Source organism: uncultured Vibrio sp., from assembly GCF_947488985.1.
Taxonomy (GTDB): domain Bacteria; phylum Pseudomonadota; class Gammaproteobacteria; order Enterobacterales; family Vibrionaceae; genus Vibrio.
Genome location: NZ_CANLBV010000049.1, coordinates 1 through 26,954 on the forward strand (window position 1 = coordinate 1; position 26,954 = coordinate 26,954).

The window sequence follows — 26,954 nt, forward strand, 5'->3', positions numbered from 1 at the left end:
TGCATTTGTTCGAGCTGTAGTTTCTGTTGAGGAGTCAGTGTAATTATCATAGTTCGTAGCATGATCCTGATTTTACTGAAAATCAAGCACCTTCAATGATCACGGGTATATACTCTTGTTAATCGGAGGAATGCTGTACCTCGCGATCGCTCAACTGCAAAAAGTAGAAACAATCGCGACCAAGCAATCCTCATCCAATATCCGCCTTGCCGATTCCATTATTCGCTCAAACATCGAAGCCGTGTTTGGCAAACTCTACTTCCTCGAAATTTGCGTCAATCGCAGCTGACACGGATTCATCGTTGGCGGATGCGAAACAAGCGAAACTTGCCGCTTAAAAGCTTGGCAAGAATCGTGTTGAGGGACATATTAAGCCGATGGCTCAAATCTCATAGAGTCATGTTAACAGCAGCGTTTTGATAGCTTCACCTCTTCTCTTGGTAAGGCATCGAACACAGACAAGCACCGTGCATAGAACGCACCATTGATAGAAAAGCGCTATTCATAGAAAAAGCACCTAGGATTCATCTCTCGGTGCTGCTTTTGTTTTCATAAAAAATCATTACAATGCGCCTTCGACAAGACATTATCTATTTGTTGACAACACTGCCCCTTTTCTAACAATACGAATCCTATGAAGCTAAGTAACCGACTACAAACTCTTCACTCACTTGTGAGCAATGACTATCAGCACATTTGGGACTGTTGCTGCGACCATGGATTTCTGGGTGTGCAACTATTGTCAGACAACAAAGCCCCTGTGATTCATTTTGTCGATATTGTCCCTTCCCTGATGAATGAGCTCGAAGACAAACTCACGCGTTACTTTCCTTTAAAGCCGTCAGCAGAGCATAAGGTCACGAGTAACTGGAAAGTCTACTGCATGGATGTCGCAGCCATTCCACTGAACAAGTATCCGGGTCGGCATCTGGTGATCATTGCGGGTGTAGGCGGTGATCTCACGCAAAAGCTCGTCGATGATATTCACCGCCAATACCCTGACCAAGCGGTCGATTTCTTGCTGTGCCCTGTCCATCATCAATTCGAGTTGAGAGCCCATTTAAAAGCGCTAAAATTCAGTCTAATTGACGAAGTCTTGATTGAAGAGAATCGCCGTTACTACGAGATTTTATTGGTCCGTAATCAGCAAGAAGATAGCCAAACCAACCCCTTGCTGAGTGAGATATCTCAGGTTGGCGATAAGATCTGGTCTGCAGACTGTGAACAGAAAAGGCAAATATCACAACAATACAAAGCCAAAACCTTGCAGCATTACTTGCGTATTCATCAAGGGCAAGAGCAGCAAGGCAAGGTCAGTCAAGTCAAGCACATCATTGATGCTTACCAAGCGATCTAACGCTCCCCCCTCCCTTTTTTTCTGGCTTATAGTGCGTGATGCATTAGTTAACGATGTTTTGCTGGTAGATATCCGCTTCAGCAATCAGCGTGAATGCATCGGCAATATTACCCTGCAAGCCTTTTTGTGCATATCGGTCGATACGAGGAATAACTGCCACCGTCTGTTGATCGCTCCAGTTCATGTCACCAAGATCCAGATACACGTCGGAAGGAGCCATCGATCGCGTCAATCTTACTGCTTTTGCGTCTGCCATTTGCGTTTGTAGGTTCGGCGGGTTGAACATAGCCAGTAAAAAAGATTTGGTTATACCGAGCAGAAAAATTTGTTATACACAACAAAAAGCCGACAGTGCAGTGAGCTGTCGGCTTCAGTTTTAAGGTCGTCGCAGGACTTAAATTTACGGCTTTTTTTTGCCGTAAACGGTATCAGGCTCATATACCGTATCAAGCCCATACACCGTATCAAGATAGGCATCTTTCTCTTGCCAAGTATTATTCAACCAACGGTGGAAACGACGTTTAAACGCTTTATCTTCAAAGTAATTACCATTCACGTTCTCATCCATCGGGTGCAATTTGATACGTACCACCACCTTGGTCAATTTGCCTTTCAGCATATCTTCAAACGGAGAGGTCTGGTTTTCTGGATAAGCCAGAGTTACATCGACGATGCCATCTAATAAGGGGCCCATAGCCGATAAAGCAAATGCAACCCCGCCCGTTTTTGGCTTCAATAAATGTCGATATGGCGTTTTTGCTGTCGCCAGTTTGCTGTGGTTAGCGCGCGTGCCTTCAACAAAATTGACCAATGTTGTCGGTACCTGCTTGAACTTAGTGCACGCTTTGTGGATCGCATTGAAGTCATCATTACGACGCTCTGGGTTACGCAGCAAAAAATCACGCGAGTGACGTCTCATGAAGGGCATATCCAACACCCAGCACGCTAAACCAACAAAAGGGACATACAGCAACTCATGCTTAACGAAGAACTTAGCCATCGGCATCTTGTCTTTCATTATCGATGAGAGGATCACAATATCTGCCCAACTCCGGTGATTCGATATCATTAAGTACCACTGCTTGGTCGAAATGTCTTCCCCACCTTCGACCTGCCAATCAATATCGTTGTTGATATTCAGCATCCACAGATTAAGCGAAGCCCAGCACCAAAAAGTGAAGTTCGCTAAGTGAGTACATGATATTTGCACCACAAAGATGGGCGCAATAAGTTTAATGAAAGCAAACAGACTCAAGGTTAACGCAGCCACTGCGGTATTAATGGTGACGAAAAATACGGTCAAGGCCATACGAAAATTATCAAGCATAAAACACGGCTATATTAAAATCGAAAGCCGCTATTATACTCATCTGTAAATTTTTCTCTTTAGTTATTAAGGTAATAACTAAGGGGTCAAACCACTACTGAGGAGCAGGGTTTATGACAATAGTTGGGGTATTAACCACACATAGCATGGAAGCGAGAGGTATTGCGTCATCAACGGTTGAAAACGCCACTAGATACAAAAGTGACAGTTTTCAATGTCTAAACCGTGCGTGCCCTTTCGAATAGCCAGATGCTCCTCCCCTGCCTTCACACCCATCTCATAACCTGCATCCAAGATGTTTTGATCCATAGTGAGTCGCTTAACCGCGAACGCTTCTGGCGGTGCAATCACCTTGATGATCGCATCTTTAGGTGAATTCCGAATGAACTCCAAAGATTGATTGTAGTTTTCAGCACGTACCGCCATCGACTCCGCAATGTTGGGGAATTTCTTTAACAGTTTGTTGAGCATCCACTGATACTTCTGCGGCTTCATTTGGTAACTCAAAGGGTGAGAGAGGATTACGGTAATGTCACGCGCGCCAAGACGGTAGGCTTCACGTACAGGAATCGAATCGGCGACACCCCCATCGGTATAACATCCCCCCGAGAAACACGGTGTTTCACGGTAAGCAATAGGCAGAGCCGTGGTGGCTTCCACGACATTCGACAAGTTTTCAGGCCTGATACGATAGTAGTCTGCGTTGCCTGTATCGACATTAGTCACGGCGGCAAGTAGCGGAACATTTGAAAACAGCTCCCCACAATCGAGTGGATAGCGTTGATTTGACTCGTTCCACAACCACTTCACATCGACCAAGTTGCCGCCTTTCGCAAAACGAGCGGGGCTATAAAACGCTTTATCGGTCGCCATGGTCGTGATCACCTTGTAGCTGCGTTCCGGTGCTTGCGACAGATACCCAAGCAAATTCGACACGCCAGCGGAGACGCCAATCGCAAAATCATAAGGAAGAAAATCGTCTTGCATAAAGGCATCTAAGACTCCGGCTGCGAAGATGCCTCTCATTGCCCCACCCTCAACGATTAATGCGCTTTTACTCATCTCAAACTCTACTACTTTATAAACTGATAGCCGTAGGATAATCCCACCCAAATCATAAAGATAATGGGCATAATTTATTACTTCGATAGGAAAAAGCTATCGTTAGGTAATGAATTAAGATTCAATGATTTACCTAGACCAATGATCAAAAAAGGCCATTGAGCGATGCACTCAACGGCCTTTCATTTAACTAATCAAACTTATTGATTACGACTTAAATTCGCTTACATCGATGTCAAGCAGTTTACCAATGCCTTCGCCGTATGCTGGGTCTGCTTTGTAACAGTGTTTCAAGTGACGCAGTTGGATCTCTTTTGGCACACCGCATAAGTTACGCGCCGTGTTATCAAACAGAATCGCTTGCTGTTCAGCAGTCATCAGACGGAACAGATCACCCGGCTGTGAGAAGTAATCTTCATCTTCACGATGGTTCCAGTGATCAGCCGCACCTTCTAGATTCAATGGCGGCTCAGCGAAATCAGGTTGCTCGGCCCATTGGCCTTGATCGTTTGGCTCATAGCCCAATGTACCGCCGTGGTTACCGTCGACACGCATTGCACCATCACGGTGGTAGCTGTGTACAGGGCATCGTGGTGCGTTAACTGGAATATGGTGGTGGTTGACACCTAAGCGATAACGCTGTGCATCGCCATACGCAAACAAACGACCTTGCAGCATCTTGTCTGGAGAGAAGCTGATTCCCGGAACCACACTTGCAGGGTTGAATGCCGACTGCTCAACTTCTGCGAAGAAGTTTTCAGGATTACGGTTGAGTTCTAGCTCACCCACTTCAATCAGTGGGTAATCGGCGTGTGGCCAGATCTTCGTTAAGTCGAATGGGTTGTATGGTACCTTCGCGGCATCTGCTTCCGGCATCACTTGTACTTTCAGTGTCCATTTAGGGAAGTCTTGGTTATCGATGCTATCAAGCAGATCACGTTGGTGGCTTTCTCGATCATCACCGATCACTTGTGCCGCTTCTGCATCGGATAGGTTCTTAATGCCTTGCTGAGATTTGAAGTGGAATTTCACCCAGAAACGTTCGTTGTCGCTGTTGATGAAACTGAACGTATGGCTACCAAAACCATGCATGTGTCGGTAAGTTGCCGGAATACCACGATCACTCATCACGATGGTAATTTGGTGAAGCGCTTCAGGTAGAGAGGTCCAGAAATCCCAGTTGTTCTTCGCGCTACGCATATTAGTGCGTGGGTCACGTTTCACCGCGTGGTTGAGATCTGGGAACTTAAGAGGATCACGAAGGAAGAATACTGGCGTGTTGTTACCCACCATATCCCAGTTACCTTCTTCAGTATAAAACTTAACCGCAAAACCTCGAATATCACGCTCAGCATCCGCCGCACCGCGCTCACCCGCTACCGTAGTAAAACGTGTAAACAGCTCCGTTTTCTTGCCGACTTCAGAAAACAATTTCGCCTTAGTGTACTTGGTAATGTCATGGGTAACGGTAAATGTACCGTAAGCGCCTGAACCTTTCGCGTGCATACGACGCTCAGGGATCACTTCACGATCAAAATGCGCCAGTTTTTCTAAAAACCAAACATCTTGAAGAAGTTGAGGCCCACGTTTGCCCGCAGTTTGAACATTCTGGTTATGAGCGACAGGACACCCCGACGCTGTAGTTAGTTTTTTACTCATCATTATTCCCTTATTACCTGTTAGGTACACCATAATTGCTGCACCTTCGATCCTATATAGCAGCTATTTGTCACACAAACCTACTCAGAAAATATGGATATATTATAGATTTGAGTGAAAGTAAAATATAATCGTTTACACTTATCGCTATGATTGACAAAACCTATCACATCAATGATCTAAATCATAACCATTTAACATTCTCAAAGAATGTTTATACCAAATTTATCAAATACTTATCTAGCATAATTCAGCGCTATCACATTCCGTAAACTTGCCATCTAAAACTACTAATTTTGCAGTATTTCACGACCTAAACGTAATGTGGCGGCAATATTTCTTGCTGTTCGTGTCACGTTACGTTCCACCTCTTGTATGACATTATCTAAGGTGAGTGGCACTCTCACTGTACTCAATAGGCTGTTGAACTTCCGATACAAAACGTCAACCTCGGTACCCAATGCTCCGGCAATGGCGATGGTTGGGATGCCTTATAGGATAGCACTAAACGCTGCTCGTAGTTTAGCCATATGAACGATAATCGAGTGCGATCGCCTTTATGTAATCAGACAACTTTTGTTACACTCTCTGATTATTTCTCGCCCACAAAAATCACTAACGCAGCTCCTTGAAATTTAAAGGCAAAAACCCTTAAAGCCCCATAAGTAAAGGGTTCATAGCTAATATACTGACTGTAGATTTACCACATTTCGGTTTTATTGATAGTTGAATTAATATACTATCCTCTCACCGCGTAAACGAATGACAATTAACACAACTCTCGCTCATTGAGCTTAAATGCATATTTATTTCAGCGTAGATAAATCGTGTATAAGCAGAGTCGTGCTTGGAGTATTGCCGCGAGAATCATTTACTTATACATGCCTTCCTAGGACTTAATATGCCAAGGATAAATATGTATGCCGATCCCCCTTTTTTAGTAAACACTTAGTAGACAATGAAGAACACTTTATATTTTGTGGTTTGGGTATTTTTTGCCTTTCCAATGGCGGTTTACGCTAGCTCATCAATCAAGCAAGCAGACCAACCTGCGAAAACTGAACACTCGGTACAGCTAACTTATGAATCAATGAATCTAGAAGGTGTACTTAATTACGAACTCTATCGTGATGCTTACCTTGCATTCCAGCAAACTGAGGGGCGTAAAAAGCCTCTGCTGACCATCATCGACTACAGCCGTCCATCAACGGAAAAACGCTTTTTTGTCATTGATATGGAAAAAAATGAACTGCTATACAACACCTTTGTTTCGCACGGTGTCAACAGTGGACAAAAGACGGCTACCAAGTTTTCTAATATCGTCAACTCTCGTCAGACGTCACTGGGTACCTTCCTAACCGACGATACTTACTATGGTAGCAACGGTTACTCACTCAGACTTGATGGCCTAACACAGGGCCAAAATGACAAAGCGCGAGAGCGTTATATCGTAGTGCATGGTGCGCCTTACGCGTCAAAGTCATTCATGGAGAAGAACGGTTATCTTGGCCGTAGTTGGGGTTGTCCTGCTCTACCACCGGAGTTGTCGCGTGAAATTATTGACACGATAAAAGACGGCAGTGTGATTTACGCAAGCGCGTAAAGACAATAGAAAAGCCCATACCAAAAGAGACGGGCCTCTGAATTAAGGTTAGCAACGAGCGCCGTTTTGCTGGGTATCGTAGCTGACATGCTTATCGACACTCTTAAGCTGAATCCCAACCTCAGCGAATGCCTTGTGGAGGGTAGCAGCGATCTGCTGCTGCCCCTGCCCTTCGAAAAAATTCGCTCTGCTCTGATTGGTATCGAATACACAGACGATTTTCAAACTCTGCGGGAAAGACGAGAAGTTAACCGAATGAGTCACCCATTGAAAACCCTCGTAACCTTTCAACGTGTTTTCACAAGCATCGGTTAACACCTTCCTAATCTGATTCTCTAGCTTCTTATCTAATTTACGCATCAAGGGCCCACTATTGAGTTTTCTTACAATTTTGCGATGAGGTCTTTAAGGATCTGCTTATAAGTTTCAACCGTTTGTGCACCCGTCACTGCACTGGTGCGATTAAAGACCACAGTCGGAACCGCAGAGACTCCCATACGATGCCATTCAAGCTCTTGCGCCTCGATTTGATTCAAATTGTTGGCGTTGTTTAAGCGCTGTAACGCTTTGGTTGAATCTAACCCAACCGCTTCTAGCTCTTGAGTAATAACCTCAAGATCAGACAGATCTTTCTCTTCTGAAAAATGAGCAGTAAAGAAACGTAACTTTAACGCTGTCTGTTTGCCATACGCCAACGCGAAATCGAGTAGTACGTGCAAATGGCGTGAGTTGATCATTCTCATGCTGTCATAAAAGTGAAAATCGAAGCCAACCGCCTTACCACGAGCGGCCAGTTCGTTACGTGAACGTCGACTTTCTTGGGGGCTAGATCCGTATTTTTTCATGATGTGATCACGCAGATTCTCGCCTTCATCAGGCATGTCTGGGTTAAGCTCAAACGGTTGCCACTCAAGGTCAATCTGATTGACTAAGCCAAGCTCAGCAATAGCTTGTTCTAGGTTTTTATAACCGACCACACACCAAGGGCACATTACGTCAGAAATAATATCGAGCTGTATTTTATTGCGCATGGTCATTCTAAGTGCCTCTAATAAAAATGTCTTTGAAAGGAGAGCCTTTGATAAAGGGAGTATTGATAAGAGCGTTTACCCGAAAATATGCCCGACCCTTGGCGCAGGTTATAACAGTTTGAACAACCGTTCAAATTTAACTAAGTATTTGCTGCAATAAGTGTTTACTGCAATAAATAAAAAATAGATTTGGCAAGCCAATAAAAAGCCAGCTCATTTTCAAAAGTTGGCTTTCAATTAGGATCTTGTTAAACGAAGTGCGTTACGTTAGCAGTGTCTCAAGTACCTGAAACACACCAGCATCTGCATTGCTTGGTGCACTAAAGCGGGCAATCGCTTTCAGTTTTGGATGGGCATTGTCCATTGCGTAAGAATGGTAACTCTCTTTGAGCATTTCTAAATCATTCAGATAATCACCAAAGCTCATGGTTTGCTCATAAGTGAAACCAAGCGTGCTCTGCAAATGTTTGATCGCCGCTCCTTTTGAGGCGTCAGCGTTCATCACATCGAGCCAAATCTTGGCACTCACAACGACTTGATAGTTGTCGCCAAACTTAGCACTCATGGTTGGGTTCAACTTCTCTTGAGAACCATCAAAGTGACAGATCGCTACCTTAATAAAGTCACCCTCGACTGCTAATAAGTCTTCGACTTGCTCGTGGCGATGGTAGTACTTGGAGATTTCAGCAAGGGCACGTTGATCTTGAGTTTCAATGTAGGCTGATTTCTTACCGCATAACACAAGGTGCGCCCCTTCAATGGCGCGAGCCTCTTTGATGATCGTTTTGATGACATCCCTATCGAGCAAGCAGCTATAAAGCTCTTGCCCTTTATGCATCACTAATGTGCCGTTTTCAGCAATAAACATCATGCGATCTTTAAGCGGGGAAAATGTTTCTAGCAAGCTAGAATACTGGCGGCCAGACGCCGCCGCAAAAATAATATCTTGCGCTTCTAAGCGCTCATAAAGATTGAAAAACTCAGGGTCGAGCTTTCCATGCTCATCGAGTAAGGTGCCATCCATATCAGTCGCGATAAATTTGATGTTTTGTAGGGGCATGTCGGGCGTACCTATTATTGGATTATGATCATTCGTTATCTTGAGTAACGGTTCTGGGGTCGATTATATCGCTAAAATTGCTGGTGAATACAATGCTTATTTTACCGCCAGTCAGTCGCCGTTTCACATCTTAACAAGGCAACCGCTAAGCAGAGGCACATTCCTATTTGAAGGGTTAAGCCCTACATACAAGATGTGCGTTAGATCACATTCCACTATATTCTTCCCTGCATCCCCATCACCTTATTCCGACCACAGTCATTATGATTTTAGCTATTATTACGACCTTGCTTTGCATCATTACCGTCAAATTTCTAATCACACTTGCGAATTTAGAGCGCCATCGTGTTCACATTGAACCTAAAACGTCATTCAAAAGAACTGAGTGGCCGACTGTTTCCGTCATTATTCCTGCGCGAAATGAAGAAGATAATATTGAGACCAGCCTTGGCTCTCTATTGAAGCAGAGCTACCCAAAAGACAAGTTTGAAGTCATTGTTGTTGATGACTTTTCTACAGACTCAACCCGAGTAAAAGTAGAAGCATTGATCAGTAAATTCGAAGTTAACGCGCGCTGTATTTCAGGTAGAGCGTTACCAACGGGGTGGCTTGGTAAGAGCAATGCGTGTATGGCTGGCGCACTTAACGCGACCGGTGAATATGTGTATTTCATTGATGCAGATACCGATTCAGCACCCGTGATGCTACAGAGCGTTATCGACTTTGCTATCCAACAAAAAACCGACCTCTTATCTTTTAATCCAAAACAAACTTTTGCGTCTGTGGCGGAAAAAGCGACTTTGCCGGGCATCTTTCTATCGATCGCATCTTATATGAACTTTAAAGACTCGAACGACATGACTAAGGAAGAAGCGATTGCTAACGGTCAGGCGATGCTGTTTACCCGAAAATCCTACGACGCAGTAGGTGGACACGCTGCGGTAGCAAATGCGATATCAGAAGACATCGCCTTTGCAAAAGTCATGAAGGTCAATGGGTTTAAGATTTTCTGGGCATTTGCAGACAAGCTAATGAGTACGCACATGTATTCAGACTTCAGCTCAATCTGGGCTGGTTTTTCCAAAAACATGAATCTTATTGTGAATTGTCAATCGCCAGCACAAGCTTTAAAAATCTTCATCAAAGCCAACATCATCGCATGGGCGGGACCGCTTTTGATGCTGGTATCGACGAACGCCTTCATCAGTGACATGTCTGCCATTCATGCTTACTCGCTCATTGTCAGCTCTGTGATGCTCTTGGTGTCGATCGTCACCTACTTCATTTTAGTTAAGGAACTGTTTGTTCCCGCAAAATTCGCGTTAACCGTACCCTTCGGTATTTGTGTTCAAAGCCTACTCGTGCTGAACAGTTACCGCTTATCTAAAACCAATAAAATCAGCTGGAAAGGACGCTCATTAACATGATGAATAAGATTATTACTTTGCTTCTTCTTGCCTGTTCAGTTTCGGTGTTTGCATCAGACACCGATGGCTGGTCACTGGCACGTGATAAAAAAGGCATCGAGGTTTATAACCGTAAAATTGAAGGCAGCCACTTTAAAGAATTTCGAGCAGAAGGCGACATCAATGCGTCCCTCACTTCTATTATCGCACTCTTTATCGACACCTCTGTTGGCACGCAATGGGTAGAAAATATCGATGACATGGAAGAAATTGAGCATTTTAGTGAGGCGCACACGATCACCAAAACCTATACCAAGGCACCTTGGCCGGTTGCCGATCGTGAAGCTATCGTAGAGAACACCATCACTCAAGATCCAAAAACGATGGTTGTCACCATTGAGCAGCATGGTAGGCCTAATTACCTGCCAAACAATAATAAAGAAATCATCAGAGTGGCTGAATTAGAGGCGAGTTGGATCCTGACACCAATCGACGAAAACACCACCCATATCTCATATCGAGTATTGAGTGATCCAGGGGGAGATATTCCTTATTGGCTTATTAACATGGTGGCCGTTTCTCAGCCTTACAACACGTTTCGTGGGCTATCTAAGATGTTGGATTCGGGGGAGTACACCGATCGTCGCCTTGATTTCATCGAGAACTACACGTCACTTTAACAATACAATGAATATTCTAGAGGTCTATATTATGAAATTTCCATTCTCTCCTATCGCAGCAATATTACTTGTAGCATCAAGTTCAGTATTTGCGAATCAAATCATTGTCGATACTAAAGGTGTTGATGAAACACAGTATCACGCCGATCTGTATGAATGTGAGCAATACGCTCAACAAGTTAAGCCTGAAGAGGTCGATTCTCTTGGCAGCGCTATTGTCGGTTCAACCGCTAAGGGCGCAGCGCTGGGCGCGGTTGGTGGAGCTGTCTCAGGCGGGAGTGGTCATGATGGTGCAAAAATTGGCGCTGGCATCGGTATTATCAGCGGCGCTTTAAATCACGGCGCTCAAAAAAGACAATCCGCTGAGCTATCTGAGCAACAGAAGTTTCAAGTGAATCGTAACTGTATGATCAGCAGAGGCTATACCGTTCTTAACTAGCTGATAACCAAGCAAAATGGCGTTTAATCGATGTTCACGCCATTTTGCTTGGCGGACTCAAGGCTGAGCTCAACCATAGTTGCTGAATCGTCACCTTAAAGTTCGTTCAAATAAACAGCAGGCATTGACCCCTATTTGAAATAAGCTTACTATCAATCGTCTTTTAACGATTATTGAAAGTGAGACGTCAATATGAACTCAACTTGCTCGACATCTGGTGGCTGTTCTCTACCCATCGCACACGGTGATGCTGAAGCAGAAAAGCAAATGGCCGCACTGGCGAAAGCACTCGCTCACCCAGCAAGAATACGAATATTGAGCATCCTTTCCACGTTAGAAAAGTCAGGTGGCTGCTTGAACAGTGACCTAGTGAGTGAACTGGGCTTGGCTCAATCAACGGTCTCAGAGCACCTCAGAATTTTAAAGAACTCAGGCTTCATCACCGCTGAATCGATACCACCGAAGATGTGCTATCGCATTAACCGCGATAATATTCAGCAATTTGAATCCCTGATCGAGACCATTTTGAAATAGATTTATCACGCTTAGTTGAACACCCTCAACTAAGCGTATTCTTTGACTTTAATAATCGCCTTTCGACGATTGACGATACTAACTAGAGAGAGAATATCATGAAACCAAAGTTAGGTTTTCTAGATCGCTACTTAACACTGTGGATCTTTATTGCCATGGGTCTGGGGGTTTTACTCGGCACCCTATTCCCACAAATCGAGCAGTGGAACGATTCGATGTCGGTTGGTACCACCAACATCCCACTTGCGATTGGCCTCATTTTAATGATGTATCCACCTTTGGCTAAAGTGAACTACAACCTGCTTGGCACCGTGGTAAAAGATAAGAAAGCCATCAAGCTGTCTCTGATCATGAACTGGTTGGTTGGCCCTATTCTGATGTTCGTCTTGGCACTGATTTTCTTGGGTGATCACCCAGGTTATATGGTCGGCGTGATCCTGATTGGTCTGGCGCGTTGTGTGGCGATGGTTCTAGTTTGGAACGATATCGGCGGTGGTAATAAAGAGTACGGCGCGGCATTGGTGGCTCTCAACAGTGCATTCCAAGTGGTGACCTACAGCTTTATGGCTTGGTTGTTCATCAGTGTTCTGCCTCCTGTCTTTGGCTACGAGGGCATGTTGGTGGATATCTCGATGGTCGACATTGCACACAGTGTTCTTATCTACCTAGGAATCCCATTCCTAGCGGGCTTCCTAAGCCGTCTGATCCTTGTGTCGATGAAAGGCGAGCAGTGGTACAACGAAGTATTCATTCCACGCATCTCGCCAATCACATTGATTGCGCTACTGGCAACCATCGTTCTGATGTTCAGCCTAAAAGGTGAAATGATTGTTGAACTGCCAATGGACGTATTATTGATTGCGGTGCCATTGACTATCTACTTCATCACCATGTTCTTCATCAGTTTCTTCATTGGTAAAAAGATGGGCATTGAGTACGACAAGAACGCATCCATTGCCTTTACAGCGACAGGCAACAACTTCGAGCTTGCGATTGCTGTCGCTATCTCGGTATTCGGTATCAATTCAGACCAAGCGTTTGCCGGTGTGATCGGTCCACTGATTGAAGTGCCCGTGCTGATTTACCTAGTGAACGTGGCGCTGAAAATGAAAGACAAATACTACAACGGTCAAACGGTTCAGTCTAACATCTAGCAGAAAAGTATAAGGGCTTACCTATCGAGGTAAGCCCTTTATTTGGTTGCTCATCAGGAGTCTCTGCATTGACAGGCTCAACCAAGAAGGCGTTTAAAAAAAATGCCGCTCTGGTTTAGAGCGGCATTTATTGGCGTAAAAAGGGGCTAACTAAGTCATCGTAAAAGGAGAATAATTACGATGATCACATAAACATAGACGGACGGGTCAAATATCAGTTAGCCCATAAATTTACTTTACTTTAACAGCTTGCTTAACAACCCGTTTATTCTAACAAGGTAAGCTGTCAGACACCTGAAATGCAGCGATGAATCTTCGAAAAATCATAGTCGGTGAGGGAAATGAGACGCTCCTTCGCTCACCGATTGATTCATCGAAATCCCATACTAATCAGCTCACCATAAACAACGGCACCGTAGTTTTGCTGAGTAGCTTTCTGGTGACGCCTCCTAGCATCTGTTGGTGCATCTTCTTGTGTGCCAATGCGCCTGCAACAATCAAGTCAGCATGAAACTGCTCGGCATGGGCAAGGATCGCTTGCGGCGTTTTTATTCTGCCCTCTTTAAAGGAGATACACTCCACTTCGATGTCATGCAGCCCCAAATAGCGCTCTAAATCTTGTTGATTCGGCTTTTTGTTTAATGAGCGCTCACTGGTCACCACGATGATGTTTTTCGCTTTTCTCAGCAATGGCATCGCGGCTTTTACGGCTCTCGCGCCCGGATCATCGCCGTTCCAAGCAATCATGATGCATTCAGGATTAAAGCTTTTCTGCTCACGTGGCATCAACAGAATTGGACGACTGCCATGCTCAATAGCCACATCAAAGCTAACGCTACTTTTACCGTTAACGGGTTTAGGAATAATAATTAAATCAGAAACCTTCCCCCGCTCAGACACCACATCCGCTCGATAGCCTGTTAGGTTATGCCATTGAGCACTCACCTGTTTGTTGGCCTCGCTCATCCCCAAATTATCACTGTCACACAGTGGCACTTGAAGCTTGTCGCACAAGGTCGTGAATTCAAGTTCAGACTGGTTCATGTCTTCGGCAACATAGTTGTTCACCAATTGGTCGATACGGCTCAACCACTTGCTCGGCAATAATTGACGCTCTTCTGGCAACAACTGTTGTGGGCTAATCTGGGCATGCAAAACATCGAGATGCGCACCAAAGTATTGAGCGACACTCAAAGCCCCTTCTAGTCTTTCAGCAGCGTTTGCCATTGAAGCAAAGGGCATAATAATAGTTCGAATGGTCATAATTACTTTCCTTCAATTATCCTAGTGGCCACGGCAGTTCAACCGCTTCCTGCAACAAACCAATCGGCAGATCCAACACCATCAGGTGGGTCAAACCGAGTAAGAAGCCAGTAGCTGCGACGGTCACCGATGCCGAACGCATCAAACTCAACCCTGCTTTACTCATCAAGAACAGACAGAAGAACGCACTAATAGAGATCACGTAACCGACAAAGTAACAACCTAGGATCAACGCGCCTAACCAGTACAGGTAGTGCATCATGCTGATGCTGTTGGTATCAAAGGCGTAACCTTGCTCATACTCATTATCAAAGTAAACCGCATCGCCTTCAGGTTTGGTCAGCAGTTGGAATAGCACCACCCCAGACAGCACCCACATAATGCTGGCAATGATGATAGTAAACACGCCACCTAAGAAGCTTTGTTGGTAGCCATCATAAATGCCGTACATAAACGCGATATTAACTAAGGCAGCAAAGATAACTTGCGGTTTGCGGTTGCTGATCTTCACCGAAGGTCGCACCGCAGCAGCTTGGCCTTGCTGTGCTTCGCTTTGTTTATTCTTCTTCGCACTTTGACGCCACATGAAGACCAAAGAGAAAAGGGTCAGCGCACCGATGATCATCACACCCGGACGCAATAGGAAAGCGACACCGTCAAACTGCACCGCTTGATAGAGGTAGGTTTCCATTCCATTGGCTAATACGAAGCCAATCAGAAATGCCGGTCGTGGCCAATCGAAACGCTTCATCAGCACACCCAGTGTACCTATGCTTAATAAGGTCACTAAGTCGCCAAGATCACGCGTGGCTTGGAACGCGGCAAAGCAGATCACCATTACCATGAATGGGGCGAGTAAGGTATAACGCACCGTGGTCAGCCTCGCTACCCAAGGTGAAATCAACATACAAGCCCCCGCGCCAAACACGTTCGCTAATGCCAAAGACCAAACAATGGTGTAAGTGATGTCCAGATCGGTGCTCACCATGGCAGGACCCGGCTCTAAGCCAACCAAGACCATGCCACCTAAGAATACCGCCATGCTGCCAGAGCCGGGAATGCCGAATAACAGAGTCGGCACTAAACCACCGCCCTCTTTGGCGTTGTTCGATGATTCCGGTGCAATCACGCCACGTACATCGCCTTTACCAAATTCAGGATTGTTCTTAGTGGTTTGCACTGCGTGGCCATAAGCAATCCAGTCCACTACGCTGCCACCTAGGCCGGGAAGTGCGCCAACAATACAGCCGATCACACTGCAGCGCAGTGCCAACCATTTGTTGGCGACAAAGTCACGTACACCCGCAGACCAACCAGTGCCTAGCTTACTGGCGCTGGCAATCGGTTTGTTTTGACGTAGCAAGTCAATGATTTCAGGAAGCGCAAAAATACCCAAACCAACCACAACCAGAGGAATGCCATCCATCAGGTAAAAGTTGTCAAACGTCATACGGTACTCACCCGTCGCAGGGGCACTGCCGACACTGCCAAGCAGCACGCCCATACCACACGCCGACAGACCTTTGACCAAGCTCTTGCCCGCCAGTGCACCTACCATGCTCAAACCTAACAAGGTCAGCATGAACAGTTCACCTGAGCCAAAAGCGAGGATCACAGGTCGCGCGATCAACACGAAACCAGTCAGTATCACCGCACCAAACAAGCCACCAAATAGCGATGAAGTGAACGCGGCTGATAGCGCACGTGCCGCCTCACCCTTCTTCGCCATTGGGAAGCCATCCAGCACAGTCGCTTGCGAACCACTTGAGCCCGGGATTCCCATCAATACGGAGGTGAAAGTGTCAGAGGTTGGGATAACCGCCACTAAGCCAATAAGCATCGCTAAGGCTGAAATTGGGTCCATACCATAGAGGAACGGCAACAGCAGTGATAAACCTGCAATGCCACCAAGCCCCGGAAAGATACCAATGGCGAGGCCCAGCAATACACCACCTAGCATAAAGGTAATGTGCTGAACGCTTAGTATAATTTCCAGTGCTGCAAAGAGTTCGTTAAGCATCGTTGAATCCTTTCTATCATGAGACTCACTTTCGCCTTCATTTGCCACAACGGAGCGAATCCCACGATGCACCAAGCCCGACGATTTGTTCGTACAAGTGGTAAGCAATGGGAGTTCGCTCGTTTCCTAGTGCTCTTGAACCTAGCTAGAGCCTTGTGATGTGGCGATGGAGAAAGTGAGATGAAAAGGCGCGAGCTACGATCTTACGCCGTAGTCTCGCTGCCAATTTATACTGAGGGTTTGTGACCACTCAGGTTCTTTTCTTGGGCTTCGGGGGTAGCCAGTTTAAAAACGGGTATTGTAGTTGGTCGTGAGCCAGTTTCTGACCCATTCAAGGTTAGTTTCATCGAGCGACAATGCGGCATCCAATGCCAGTTGCGCTTGTTCGCCAGTCAGTTGAGGGTAATCCCCCAAAACTTCAACGGCGCGTTGTTGGAAATTCGGTTGAGTGACCAATTCAGACGCGGATTCACGCCACGCGGCCACCATCTCTTCTGGTGTCGACTTCGGCACAAAAATCATCTTTTGCGCAGCAAATCCCGCCATGAAGAATGAACGCCACACCGCGTAGCCTTGTGTTTCAGCGCTTTGGGCTTCAGCTTGATGCGGGTGGAACATTTGGTAGACCTCAGCAAAGTGAGGAAGCTCTGGGAAGTTAGGGTCGCGTTGCAATTTACCATCCTCTCCCAGTACACCAAAGCTAAACAGTGGGATTGCTTTGCCTTCGTTCACTAGCGGCGTGACTTTGTCGATGTAAGAAGAGCTAGTTTGAGAATCGATGTTCACTTCACCACGCTCGAACGCCAATCGACCAGCGCCACGGCCTTGCATACCGAAGATCGCTTGCACATCTAAGCCCAATAGATCCATGGCAAGCAGCGGAACCAAATCAATCGAAGTGGCACCTTGGCTCGCGTATTGGAACTTCAGTTGATCTTTTTTATCGAAAAGATCTTGGACGTTCTCGATGCCCACTTTAGGAGAAACATACACCACCCCACCGGTTGGAGACGCGAGGATCACACTCCAATCGTTATAGTCGTAACGTACTCGGCGATCTTGAAGAAGATAGGGATACTGAGTCGAAGCCGAGCTTGCAAAAATATTGAGTCCATTGTCTTTCCCACGGCGAGCAAACTGGTTCGCGCCTTTGGTGGAACCACCACCGGGGATGTTTTTCACCACCACGACAGGGTTACCCGGTAGAGATTGAGACAAGTAAGGCGCATAAAAACGACCCCATGTATCGGTACCGCCGCCCTCTTTATAAGGCATAACGAACTCAACACGTTTACCTTCGAACGACACATCTTCTGCTTGCGCATGATGGGATACCGCCCCCATACCAAGTAGCGTGACCAATAATGATTGGCAAACTTTTAACTTAGACAATTTTTGAGTCACAGTAAAAGAGCCGTTCGATAGTAATGGCCCCTTGGTTGATGGTCGTCTATTGCCGAGTTGTTGTACGTTTCGCATTGAGCCTCCGAATATCCTTATGACTGCGTGTTGCTTGCAGCTGGACTATTTTTTTTTGGTTTCTGACACACTAGTCGCCGAACCTGTCATCCAACTGACACGCTTCATTTGGATAACAAAAGTGTTACAAAGATCGCCCTTTAAGGCACAAAAACAGAGCAGAGCGCATCAAGTTGGTGCAGTTGATCTTATAGCTTTATCGGGAGGAAATAGGTTATGCCAAGTGAGATTGTCCGCTTAGGCCAAGGCAGGCTATTTAAGACAAGAGAGGCCAGTTGATTGGCTATGAGACAGGCTGGGTATGATGCAGATTAATTGCGAGACAAGTTACTTACGAGACCGATCGCCAGCCACAGGGCCAGCGATCGTGATGTGCAAGAATGCAGATCAGAAGGTTGGGTAGACCTGACCTTTGAACAACGGTCGTGCTGTGCGCACCAAAGCCGCCTGACGAACCGCAGGCTCAACCTCACCCGGCTCGACCTTGATATTGACCTGAATTTGACCACTTGGGTGCTCAATGATCACCGTTTCAGAGCGAATGCCTTGGACTACATCGTGGGCAACGGTGCCCGCAATCATGCACGCGGCTGCCACACAGATCCCTCCCGTTACCGCATGGCTTGCGTGACAGTTCTGCGGGACGAAATAGCGCGACGTGATATGACCGTCAGCAGTGGGTGGCGATAACAAAGAGACCTTAGGCACAACGCTGCCCGTGACATCGCCCATCCCCATCAAACGACCTGCCGCTAATCGAATGGATTCAATGTGCGCCAACAGTGCGGCGTTATCATCAAGTTGCGACTTGGTTTCGTTACCCACTAAGCCAAGGTTTTGCGCGTTAATGTGCACCATTGGCACCGCCGCATCGATACACGTCACTTCAATTCCATCGACCTCATCACGCACATTCCCCGTAGGGAATAACTTGCCCGTTTTCGAACCGCCGACATCTAAGAAATTAAGCAGAACTGGTGAGCCCGTGCCGGGGACACCATCCACGCGCACATCACCATCGTAACGCAGCTGACCATCAGGGCTCTCTGCCGAGACTTCGATAATGGTATTGGTGTTGAGGTTTCTGACTCGCAACATGGTCGATGGGCTGCTCAGCTTGACCAATTGGTTCTCACTGGCGAAGGCCACGATGCCAGACAGAATATTGCCACACGATGGCTTGGTATCGACTTCTTTTTTATCCACGGCCACCTGAGCAAACAGGTAGTCTAGATCGGTGCCTTCTTGTTCAGACTTAGACACAATCGCCACCTTGCTTGTCAGCGAAGTTCCCCCGCCAATACCATTAATTTGCTGGCCTTCGCCAGATCCCATAATACGTACTAGCAGATCATCGCGGTCTTGCTCACTGTCAGGTAAATCACTGGCTAGGAAGTAGGCGCCTTTCGATGTGCCACCACGAATCAACATGCAGGAAATATTCTCGTTCATGATCGTTTTCAACCTCTAACTCTTGAAGTGAAAGAGCAAATCCATGCTCATTTTTGGACTTCAAGAGTAAGAAACGAAACTGTCATGTAGCTGACTCGACAAAACTTCGACTGCGATCATTCTGCATCTCGCGTGTCAACCTAGCTAATCATAGCGTTTGAGGGCGTTCTCCCATTCCGTCGTGACTAAGGATTTTTTGCTTTGATCAGAGAAAATCAGCAAGCCAACATCTAATGCAAGCGGCTTAAGTTGGTTGGCAAACTGCTCACGCAACACCGCCGCAGACTTAGCACCTTTAATATCGGTCCGCACCGGCGGCATATTGGTTTGCTCGGCCATCAATTGTTGCCCTGAGTATGAAAACAAATAATCAATAAACGCTTGAGCTTGCTTAGGTCGAGAGGTGGTTTTATTGATAAAGGCACTACGAATCACTACAGGGGTGTAATCGTTCGCCGCCACAATCACCACATCTTTGTGTTTCGACTGCCATGAGTTTGCGTATGAGCCCATGATATTGTAAGCGATGGCGATCTCACCGTTAGTCAACGCTCTGAGCATCGCCGCCGAGCTATCAAAAGTGCGTGCCTGATGGAGGTTAAACAGCTCTAAAAATTGTCCGTAATTGGTCGTTTGCGCGCGTTCAAACGACCACAATAAATACCCTATTCCCACATCACGGATGTCAAACAGCCCTATTTTCCCCATCAACTCATCACTGTGACGACGAATAAAGCTCAGCAGTTCAACCCGACTCAACGGCACCTCTTTCCCCTCAAGAAAAGATCGATTAAACACGATAACCGCCGGCTCATAGCTAAAGCCAAACAGCTCATTTCGCCATTGGCTCCAGTAAGGGATGATGCCCGCTTGAAGGCTATACCCCGGCACATTGATCTGGTAAGGCAGCGCATAGCCATCATTGACTAAGCGCAATTGCAAGTCCATCACCGAACTGATGGTGATATCTGGCTGAAGCGGTTTTTGGTCACGAGTATGATGATCTAACACGTTGCTGCTCATCGCTTGGTAACGGACAGGGATATTCGGGTGGCGGCGCTGAAAATCATCGAGGATCGGCTTCATTTCTGAAAGATAAGCCGCACCATAAATCACTAGAGCGTCATCCTTGGCTGAATTCCACTTCGACTCGGCCATTGCTTCCGTCACGCATAGCGCGCTTGTGAGTAAAATAATCGACAGTCGCCCTGCTATCCCTATTACCCCTGCCAGCCCCGCTAAACATAATTTCATCATCACACCTCCCACCAATAAGTATGCGGGAACTGGATTTTCACCGTCAGGCCGCGATTGTTTGCTTGTGTTGGGTTCGTATCTTCTAAGCTCAAAACGGCATTGGACGTCTGAGCGACATCCAGCGCGATACTCATCCCAAGTCCCGTCCCTTGGCTTTGCGCATTCGGGCTGCGATAAAACTTCTCAAACACATGCGGCTTGTCTTGATCTTCGATGCCTGGACCAAAGTCGCGAATATAGAGCACCGCTTTGCTGCCTTGTTGCCGTAATTCAATCTCAACGTTGCTGCCTTTTGGCGAATATTTAATCGCGTTTTCGATGAGATTGGTCAGCATCTGAGTCAGCGAAAAGCTGTCGCCTCGAATGTAAAATCTGAGGGATTCGATATAGCTCAGTTCGATGTCTTTATTGAGTGCATTCATCGCCAAATCACGGCTGGTATTCTTGACCAACTCGTTGAAATTGAGCTCGGCTGGCTCAATAATTTGAAAGCGATGGCGAATCGTCGCATGGCTCAATAGTTGCTCGACGGTGCGCTCCAGCACGTCACACGCGCCGGTCACCTTGTCTAAATAGTCCAGAGTATGACTGTCGCTGGCCTTGCTTTTAGCGAGTTCGATTTGCGCTTTAATGCCAGCGATTGTCGTCTTTAATTGGTGCGCGGCCTCGCCAGTAAAGCTCTTAAGGTTGGTTAAGTTTTTATCAAGTTGAGACATGAAAACATTGATGGTTTGCACCAAGTGTTCAACCTCTTCAGGGGCATCGAGATCAATAGGCGTAAGATCTAAGTTCGAGCGCCTTGCCATCTTTTGGTTGATCGCATAAACGGGCTTGAGCACCTTTACAATCAAAAACACAATCACTAATAACGCACTGAGCATCACGGCAAGCAGCAGCTTGACCGCGTAGTCTGAGAGCTGCTTCTCCCATACTTGCCGCGCCTGTGTGGTTTGTCCGACCAAAACGTAGATGTTCTGGGGACCTTCGCTGGTATTCATCACTCGACTGACTAACGACCAACGCACCCACTCCCCTTTGAAAGTTAAATAGAAATAAGCGGCTTCGGGCTCAAGCTTGATCTGATAGTGATCGATTTCATCACGCACCCGAGGCTCATCGAGCAACGCTTTATAGCCTGAAATGTAGCCCGACTCGGTTGAATCCGCCGCGCTGGCAACAAGATAAAACACTTTATCGGTGGGTGAGTCAGCCAGCGACTTAAAAGCGGCGATCGGAATATCAACGTGGAATGAGAAGCCATTAAAGCGAACCCGCTCAATGATCTGCAAGGCGGCATTATTCAACTGGCGGTCGTAAAACATTTGGGTGGTTTGATATGCGTAGCGTTTGACCGCAACCAAGGTCATCAAACTGATAAGGCATAACAAGCAAGTCGCCGAAAACAGCAATTGAAACCTCAACGATTTCGTTCGAAAGCGGAAAGGTTGACTGAGTGCGCTCATCTTGAACACTGAGGCTTAACCTTCGACTTTGTTAAGCACATAGCCAAGACCGCGTAGGGTTTTTATCTCCACATTGCTGTTGGCTAAGGCCTTTCGCAAGCGAGCAACATAGGTTTCAATCGCATTGGTATTGGGCGGGTTATCGAAGTTGTATAAGTGGTCGATGATTTCTTCTTTACTCATCACACGATTGAGATGATTGAGAAAGATTTCTAACAAGCGGTATTCACGCTGCTTGAGTTCAATGGCTTGACCTTTGACTCTAACTCGGCACCCAGCGCTGTCGAACTCGATGTCACCAAACGACACTAGATTCTGATCACAGCCCTGACGACGACGCACAATCGCACGGCAGCGCGCCTCCAATTCACCAAAATCAAAGGGCTTGGTTAGGTAGTCATCAGCCCCTAGATCCAGCAGCTGAATTCGGTCGAACACATCGCTGCGCGCGGTCAGAATCAGCACGGGCGTATCAGAAGATTGGCGAATGTGTTTGATGATCTGCTCGCCCGATTTATTGGGTAAGTTTAGGTCGAGGATCACCAAGTCAAAATCGGTGTGGCTGATCATCGAGAAGGCGACGGCACCGTCATAGGCACAGTCAACGCCATGACCGAGGTCGATAAAGCGCTGCTCGATGGCTTCACTGATCAAACGATCATCTTCTACTACTAATATTCGCATCTTACCTCCACCTAAACTTAGGTTTACCTGAGCCTATCGTTTACTAAAAGCTTAAGTTCACCAAAAGAAAGTGATTGTTCTCAAGTAGGCGGAAAATTTCAATAACAAAGATAACAATAGTAAAACAAGGTGCAGTACTGCGTCACATTTAGAACATTCTGTTTTGTACCGACACTAAGCGTACCCGCTACTAACTACTATCACTACCACTACCACTACCACTACCAGCATGCTCCTCATACAAGCTGCTATCACAAAACGCCATAAACAGCGTCTCGTACCGGTTGTGAATTCAGTGCCACGCAGGTAATTTGATCCACCTTGGAGCATAACCATTTGATCCGGCGTTAACCAGCTGAACAAGCTCAAGTTTCATCCCCAAGTCGCCTTAGATTGACTAACATATAGATATGAAGGAAATAGGATTCTTACCATGACCGAGCGAAAATACATTGTTGCTCTCGACCAAGGCACCACAAGCTCTCGCGCTGTGATCCTCGACCATGACGCCAACATCGTCAGCTGCTCTCAACGGGAATTTACCCAGATATACCCTAAAGCGGGCTGGGTTGAGCATGATCCCATGGAAATTTGGGCAACCCAAAGTTCGACCTTGATTGAAGCGTTAGCCAAGGCAGGCATTAGCAGCGATGAGCTTGCTGGTATTGGTATCACCAACCAACGCGAAACCACCATTGTTTGGAACAAAGAGACCGGCAAGCCAGTGTATAACGCCATTGTATGGCAATGCCGACGCACCGCAGACATCTGTGAAGCGCTAAAATCACAAGGCCTAGCTGAGTACGTACGCGACAATACTGGTTTGGTCCTTGATCCCTATTTCTCCGCGACCAAGGTGAAATGGATTCTCGACCACGTTACAGGCGCTCGTGAAGCCGCCGAAGCAGGCAAATTATTGTTTGGTACGGTGGATACTTGGCTGGTTTGGAAGATGACTCAAGGCCGTGTACACGTTACGGATTACACCAACGCGTCACGAACCATGCTATTCAACATCAACAACTTATCTTGGGATCAAACCCTGCTTGATGAAATGGGCATTCCCGCCTCTATGATGCCTCAAGTAAAACGTTCTTCTGAAATATACGGCCAAACCAACCTTGGGGGTAAAGGCGGAAATCGTACCCCAATTGCGGGCATCGCCGGTGATCAACAAGCGGCGTTGTATGGTCAAATGTGTGTTGAAGCGGGTCAGGCTAAAAACACTTACGGCACGGGCTGCTTCCTGCTGATGAACACTGGCCAAGAAAAAGTCACCTCTAAAAATGGCCTACTGACTACGCTAGCCTGCGGTGCTCACGGCGAGCCCGCATACGCACTGGAAGGGGCGGTATTCATGGGCGGCGCATCGATTCAATGGCTACGAGATGAAATGAAGCTGCTAGATTGCGCTGAAGATTCTGAGTACTTTGCCACCAAAGTCGATTCTGCCAACGGCGTGTACGTAGTGCCTGCGTTTACCGGGTTAGGCGCGCCCTACTGGGATGCGTACGCGCGCGGTACGATTGTTGGACTAACACGCGGGGTTGACGCTAACCACATTATCCGAGCAACGCTGGAGGGCATTGCTTATCAAACTCGTGACGTACTCGACGCAATGCAAGCCGACTCAGGTATTCAACTCGCAAACTTACGTGTCGATGGCGGCGCCGTCGCAAATAACTTCCTCATGCAGTTCCAGTCGGACCTACTCGATACCGAGGTTCATCGGCCTAAAGTGACAGAAGTGACCGCACTCGGTGCCGCTTATCTTGCTGGCCTCGCGGTTGGCTTCTGGAACAGCATTGATGAACTGCAAGACAAAGCCGTTGTAGACCGAACTTTTGTGCCACACCACGATGAAGAGAAGCGTAGCCGCCGTTACAAAGGCTGGAAGCGCGCCATTAAATGTGCACAGGTTTGGTCTGAAATGCACGATGGCGACGAAAACGAAGCCTAAAAGACTCTGCGTTGAGTTGACTCATACACGTGAATCATCACTCGCTAGGCGATGCATCGCTGAGTGGATGTATGTATAGATGTATGGATGTATGGATGTATGGATGAATAGTCGAGCCGTAAACGAAACTTAATCTAAAGTTAAAGCGTATTGCAGATATGCTCATTCACTGACAAGGGAGACACGTTAATGAGTGCTCAACAACATGATTCACAGCCCAGTCTATCTTCAACTCTAGACTTAATCGTGATCGGTGGCGGTATCAATGGTGCGGGCATTGCGGCCGATGCCGCAGGCCGTGGTCTCAACGTGGGTTTATACGAAGCCAATGACTTCGCCTCTGCGACCTCATCTGCCAGCTCAAAGCTTATCCACGGTGGCCTGCGCTACCTTGAACAATATGAGTTTCGTTTGGTTTCAGAAGCACTCGCCGAACGTGAGATTTTGCTAAAAAAAGCGCCGCATATTGCCCAACCGATGCGTTTTCGTTTACCCCATCGCCCCTTTTTACGTCCTGCTTGGATGATTCGCTGTGGCCTATTTCTTTACGATCATTTGGGCAAGCGCACCACACTCCCGAGTAGTGAAACAGTAGACTTGGCGAAATCCGGTCTATTGAAGCCAGAGATCAAAACAGGCTTCGAATACTCCGATTGCTGGGTGGATGACGCGCGCATGGTATTGCTTAATGTGCTCGCCGCGAAAGAGCACAATGCCGAAATACGAAACTACTGCCGCGTTGAAAGCGCGCGCCGCTCCGGTGATGTGTGGCATGTCACTATCTACGATGTTATGACAGAACAACGCTTTGAACGCAGAGCGAAGGCGCTGGTTAACGCAGCGGGTCCTTGGGTAAAACAGTTCTTTGATAGTGGTTTAGAGCAAACTTCACCACGTAATATTCGCTTGATAAAAGGGTCACACATTGTTGTGCCGCGCATTCATGACGAGCCACAAGCGTATATTCTGCAAAACAAAGACCAGCGTATTGTGTTCATGATCCCTTACCTCGACAAATTCTCACTTATCGGCACCACTGATCTGGAATATCAAGGTGATCCACGTGAGGTGGCGATCGATGATGATGAAATCGATTACTTGATTGATATTGTTAACCAGCACTTTGTGCAGCCGCTAAAGCGTGAAGATATGGTTTGGGCATACAGTGGCGTCAGACCACTGTGTGATGACGAATCGGATTCACCACAAGCGATCACCCGCGACTACACACTAGAGCTCGATGCAGAGCTTGGCCAAGCGCCACTGCTTTCGATCTTCGGCGGCAAGCTCACCACATATCGTAAACTCAGCGAAGCGGCACTGAACAAGCTAGAACCATACCTAACGAATATGGGGACGCCTTGGACAGCCAATGGTTCACTTCCCGGTGGTAACTTCAGTTGCAGCAGAGAGCAACTGGCCGCCATGATTCACACTAAGTACCCTTGGGGCTCGCAGGCACTGCTGTTACGTTATGTCACTCAATTTGGGACTGACACGTGGAAACTTCTCAAAGGCGCGAATAGCGAAGCTGATCTTGGCATTCAATTCTCTCACGAGGCACATGGCGTGTATCAAGCTGAGATCGATTACCTGATTGACCAAGAGATGGCGATCGCTGACCAAGACATCTTATGGCGCAGAACCAAACTTGGGCTCTACATGAGTGAGCCCGAGCAACAAGTACTGGCTGACTACTTGAAAGAGAAGCGACAAAGCAAGGTGGTGAGTTTGTCTCAGGTCGGCTAGTGCTCGCTGTTAGTTTATCACCACAGCTATTCGTTGTTACGGCTACTGTTCGTTCTACCACCTCTGCTATTAGCTCTCACCGCTACATGATGGACTCAACACAAATTTGCGAGCACTAGATACATAAAACAGACTCAGTGATCAGGTTCTATCTTCAAACACATCCGGAGCTCTGGTTATATTTAGGGAGATATCACAAATACATTTACCAATCCTATAAATCAACTTAAAAAAGTCGATATACCCGTGATCATTGAAGGTGCTTGATTTTTAGTAAAATCAGGATCATGCTACGAACTATGATAATTACACTGA

24 protein-coding genes and 1 pseudogene are annotated in these 26,954 nt (G+C 46.8%); 10 read left to right on the forward strand and 15 right to left on the reverse strand.

The window, feature by feature from the left end; genetic code table 11:
* Positions 1-130 precede the first annotated feature (130 nt).
* Both Q1A70_RS11935 and Q1A70_RS11940 read left to right on the forward strand, forming a co-directional pair.
* A complete protein-coding gene (locus Q1A70_RS11935; RefSeq protein WP_299691385.1) occupies positions 131-289 on the forward strand; it encodes a hypothetical protein in 159 nt (52 codons plus the stop codon).
* A 345-nt stretch (positions 290-634) separates the two neighbouring features.
* A complete protein-coding gene (locus tag Q1A70_RS11940; protein ID WP_299691317.1) occupies positions 635-1,357 on the forward strand; it encodes a tRNA (adenine(22)-N(1))-methyltransferase TrmK in 723 nt (240 codons plus the stop codon).
* Positions 1,358-1,400: 43 nt separating this feature from the next.
* Here the strand turns inward: Q1A70_RS11940 and Q1A70_RS11945 are convergent, their stop codons facing one another.
* From Q1A70_RS11945 to Q1A70_RS11965, 5 genes and pseudogenes are all read right to left on the reverse strand, one after another.
* On the reverse strand, positions 1,401-1,577 hold the full coding sequence (locus Q1A70_RS11945; protein ID WP_299691320.1) for a hypothetical protein: 177 nt from the start codon (positions 1,575-1,577) through the stop codon (positions 1,401-1,403).
* Positions 1,578-1,757: 180 nt separating this feature from the next.
* Entirely contained in the window at positions 1,758-2,684 is a 927-nt protein-coding gene (locus Q1A70_RS11950) for an acyltransferase (RefSeq protein ID WP_299691323.1), read from the reverse strand.
* A 189-nt stretch (positions 2,685-2,873) separates the two neighbouring features.
* Positions 2,874-3,746 (reverse strand): patatin family protein, encoded by an 873-nt coding sequence (locus Q1A70_RS11955; protein ID WP_299691326.1) that lies wholly within the window; start codon positions 3,744-3,746, stop codon positions 2,874-2,876.
* 207 nt (positions 3,747-3,953) lie between these two features.
* Positions 3,954-5,405, reverse strand: coding sequence for a catalase (locus Q1A70_RS11960; protein ID WP_299691329.1), 1,452 nt, complete (start codon positions 5,403-5,405; stop codon positions 3,954-3,956).
* Between the two features lie 290 nt (positions 5,406-5,695).
* Positions 5,696-5,908, reverse strand: a pseudogene (locus Q1A70_RS11965) (glycerate kinase); the annotation flags it as partial.
* 503 nt (positions 5,909-6,411) lie between these two features.
* On the opposite strand from Q1A70_RS11965, the gene Q1A70_RS11970 reads away from it, so the two are divergent.
* Positions 6,412-7,008, forward strand: a complete 597-nt coding sequence (locus Q1A70_RS11970; RefSeq protein ID WP_299691379.1) for a murein L,D-transpeptidase catalytic domain family protein — start codon at positions 6,412-6,414, stop codon at positions 7,006-7,008.
* A 48-nt stretch (positions 7,009-7,056) separates the two neighbouring features.
* Here Q1A70_RS11970 and Q1A70_RS11975 read toward each other — a convergent pair whose 3' ends face one another.
* From Q1A70_RS11975 to Q1A70_RS11985, 3 genes are all read right to left on the reverse strand, one after another.
* A complete protein-coding gene (locus tag Q1A70_RS11975; RefSeq protein WP_299691332.1) occupies positions 7,057-7,368 on the reverse strand; it encodes a Fis family transcriptional regulator in 312 nt (103 codons plus the stop codon).
* Between the two features lie 23 nt (positions 7,369-7,391).
* The gene (locus Q1A70_RS11980; protein ID WP_299691335.1) at positions 7,392-8,039 is read right to left on the reverse strand and encodes a DsbA family oxidoreductase; all 648 of its coding nucleotides are present in this window, start codon (positions 8,037-8,039) and stop codon (positions 7,392-7,394) included.
* 262 nt (positions 8,040-8,301) lie between these two features.
* Positions 8,302-9,099: a Cof-type HAD-IIB family hydrolase gene (locus Q1A70_RS11985; protein ID WP_299691338.1), complete on the reverse strand. Its 798-nt coding sequence runs from the start codon at positions 9,097-9,099 to the stop codon at positions 8,302-8,304.
* Between the two features lie 263 nt (positions 9,100-9,362).
* On the opposite strand from Q1A70_RS11985, the gene Q1A70_RS11990 reads away from it, so the two are divergent.
* From Q1A70_RS11990 to arsB, 5 genes are all read left to right on the forward strand, one after another.
* Complete coding sequence (locus tag Q1A70_RS11990; protein WP_299691340.1) at positions 9,363-10,526, forward strand: glycosyltransferase; 1,164 nt, start codon at positions 9,363-9,365, stop codon at positions 10,524-10,526.
* Positions 10,523-11,185: an START domain-containing protein gene (locus tag Q1A70_RS11995; protein ID WP_299691344.1), complete on the forward strand. Its 663-nt coding sequence runs from the start codon at positions 10,523-10,525 to the stop codon at positions 11,183-11,185. The genes Q1A70_RS11990 and Q1A70_RS11995 overlap by 4 nt, the downstream gene beginning before the upstream one ends.
* A gap of 31 nt (positions 11,186-11,216) precedes the next feature.
* Positions 11,217-11,624, forward strand: a complete 408-nt coding sequence (locus Q1A70_RS12000; RefSeq protein WP_299691347.1) for a glycine zipper family protein — start codon at positions 11,217-11,219, stop codon at positions 11,622-11,624.
* Positions 11,625-11,816: 192 nt separating this feature from the next.
* On the forward strand, positions 11,817-12,158 hold the full coding sequence (locus Q1A70_RS12005; RefSeq protein WP_299691350.1) for a winged helix-turn-helix domain-containing protein: 342 nt from the start codon (positions 11,817-11,819) through the stop codon (positions 12,156-12,158).
* 98 nt (positions 12,159-12,256) lie between these two features.
* Complete coding sequence (gene arsB, locus Q1A70_RS12010; RefSeq protein ID WP_299691353.1) at positions 12,257-13,312, forward strand: ACR3 family arsenite efflux transporter; 1,056 nt, start codon at positions 12,257-12,259, stop codon at positions 13,310-13,312.
* Between the two features lie 390 nt (positions 13,313-13,702).
* On the opposite strand, the gene Q1A70_RS12015 is transcribed toward arsB, so the two are convergent.
* The 7 genes from Q1A70_RS12015 to Q1A70_RS12045 all read right to left on the reverse strand — a co-directional run bounded on the left by Q1A70_RS12015 (position 13,703) and on the right by Q1A70_RS12045 (position 22,930).
* Positions 13,703-14,575 (reverse strand): universal stress protein, encoded by an 873-nt coding sequence (locus tag Q1A70_RS12015; protein WP_299691356.1) that lies wholly within the window; start codon positions 14,573-14,575, stop codon positions 13,703-13,705.
* A 16-nt stretch (positions 14,576-14,591) separates the two neighbouring features.
* A complete protein-coding gene (locus tag Q1A70_RS12020; protein ID WP_299691359.1) occupies positions 14,592-16,595 on the reverse strand; it encodes a tripartite tricarboxylate transporter permease in 2,004 nt (667 codons plus the stop codon).
* 285 nt (positions 16,596-16,880) lie between these two features.
* On the reverse strand, positions 16,881-18,074 hold the full coding sequence (locus Q1A70_RS12025; protein ID WP_299691361.1) for a tripartite tricarboxylate transporter substrate-binding protein: 1,194 nt from the start codon (positions 18,072-18,074) through the stop codon (positions 16,881-16,883).
* 387 nt (positions 18,075-18,461) lie between these two features.
* Positions 18,462-19,526 carry a 4-oxalomesaconate tautomerase gene (locus Q1A70_RS12030; RefSeq protein WP_299691364.1) on the reverse strand — a complete coding sequence of 355 codons (1,065 nt, stop codon included), beginning with the start codon at positions 19,524-19,526 and terminating at the stop codon, positions 18,462-18,464.
* Positions 19,527-19,670: 144 nt separating this feature from the next.
* Complete coding sequence (locus Q1A70_RS12035; protein ID WP_299691367.1) at positions 19,671-20,783, reverse strand: ABC transporter substrate-binding protein; 1,113 nt, start codon at positions 20,781-20,783, stop codon at positions 19,671-19,673.
* Positions 20,783-22,246 (reverse strand): sensor histidine kinase, encoded by a 1,464-nt coding sequence (locus tag Q1A70_RS12040; protein WP_299691382.1) that lies wholly within the window; start codon positions 22,244-22,246, stop codon positions 20,783-20,785. Before Q1A70_RS12040 ends, Q1A70_RS12035 begins: the two co-directional genes overlap by 1 nt.
* A 15-nt stretch (positions 22,247-22,261) precedes the next feature.
* Positions 22,262-22,930, reverse strand: a complete 669-nt coding sequence (locus tag Q1A70_RS12045) for a response regulator transcription factor (RefSeq protein WP_299691370.1) — start codon at positions 22,928-22,930, stop codon at positions 22,262-22,264.
* Between the two features lie 433 nt (positions 22,931-23,363).
* Between Q1A70_RS12045 and glpK the strand changes: the two genes are divergently transcribed.
* Both glpK and glpD read left to right on the forward strand, forming a co-directional pair.
* A complete protein-coding gene (gene glpK, locus Q1A70_RS12050; RefSeq protein WP_299691373.1) occupies positions 23,364-24,890 on the forward strand; it encodes a glycerol kinase GlpK in 1,527 nt (508 codons plus the stop codon).
* A 189-nt stretch (positions 24,891-25,079) separates the two neighbouring features.
* Positions 25,080-26,639, forward strand: a complete 1,560-nt coding sequence (glpD, locus tag Q1A70_RS12055) for a glycerol-3-phosphate dehydrogenase (RefSeq protein ID WP_299691376.1) — start codon at positions 25,080-25,082, stop codon at positions 26,637-26,639.
* Positions 26,640-26,954 lie beyond the last annotated feature (315 nt).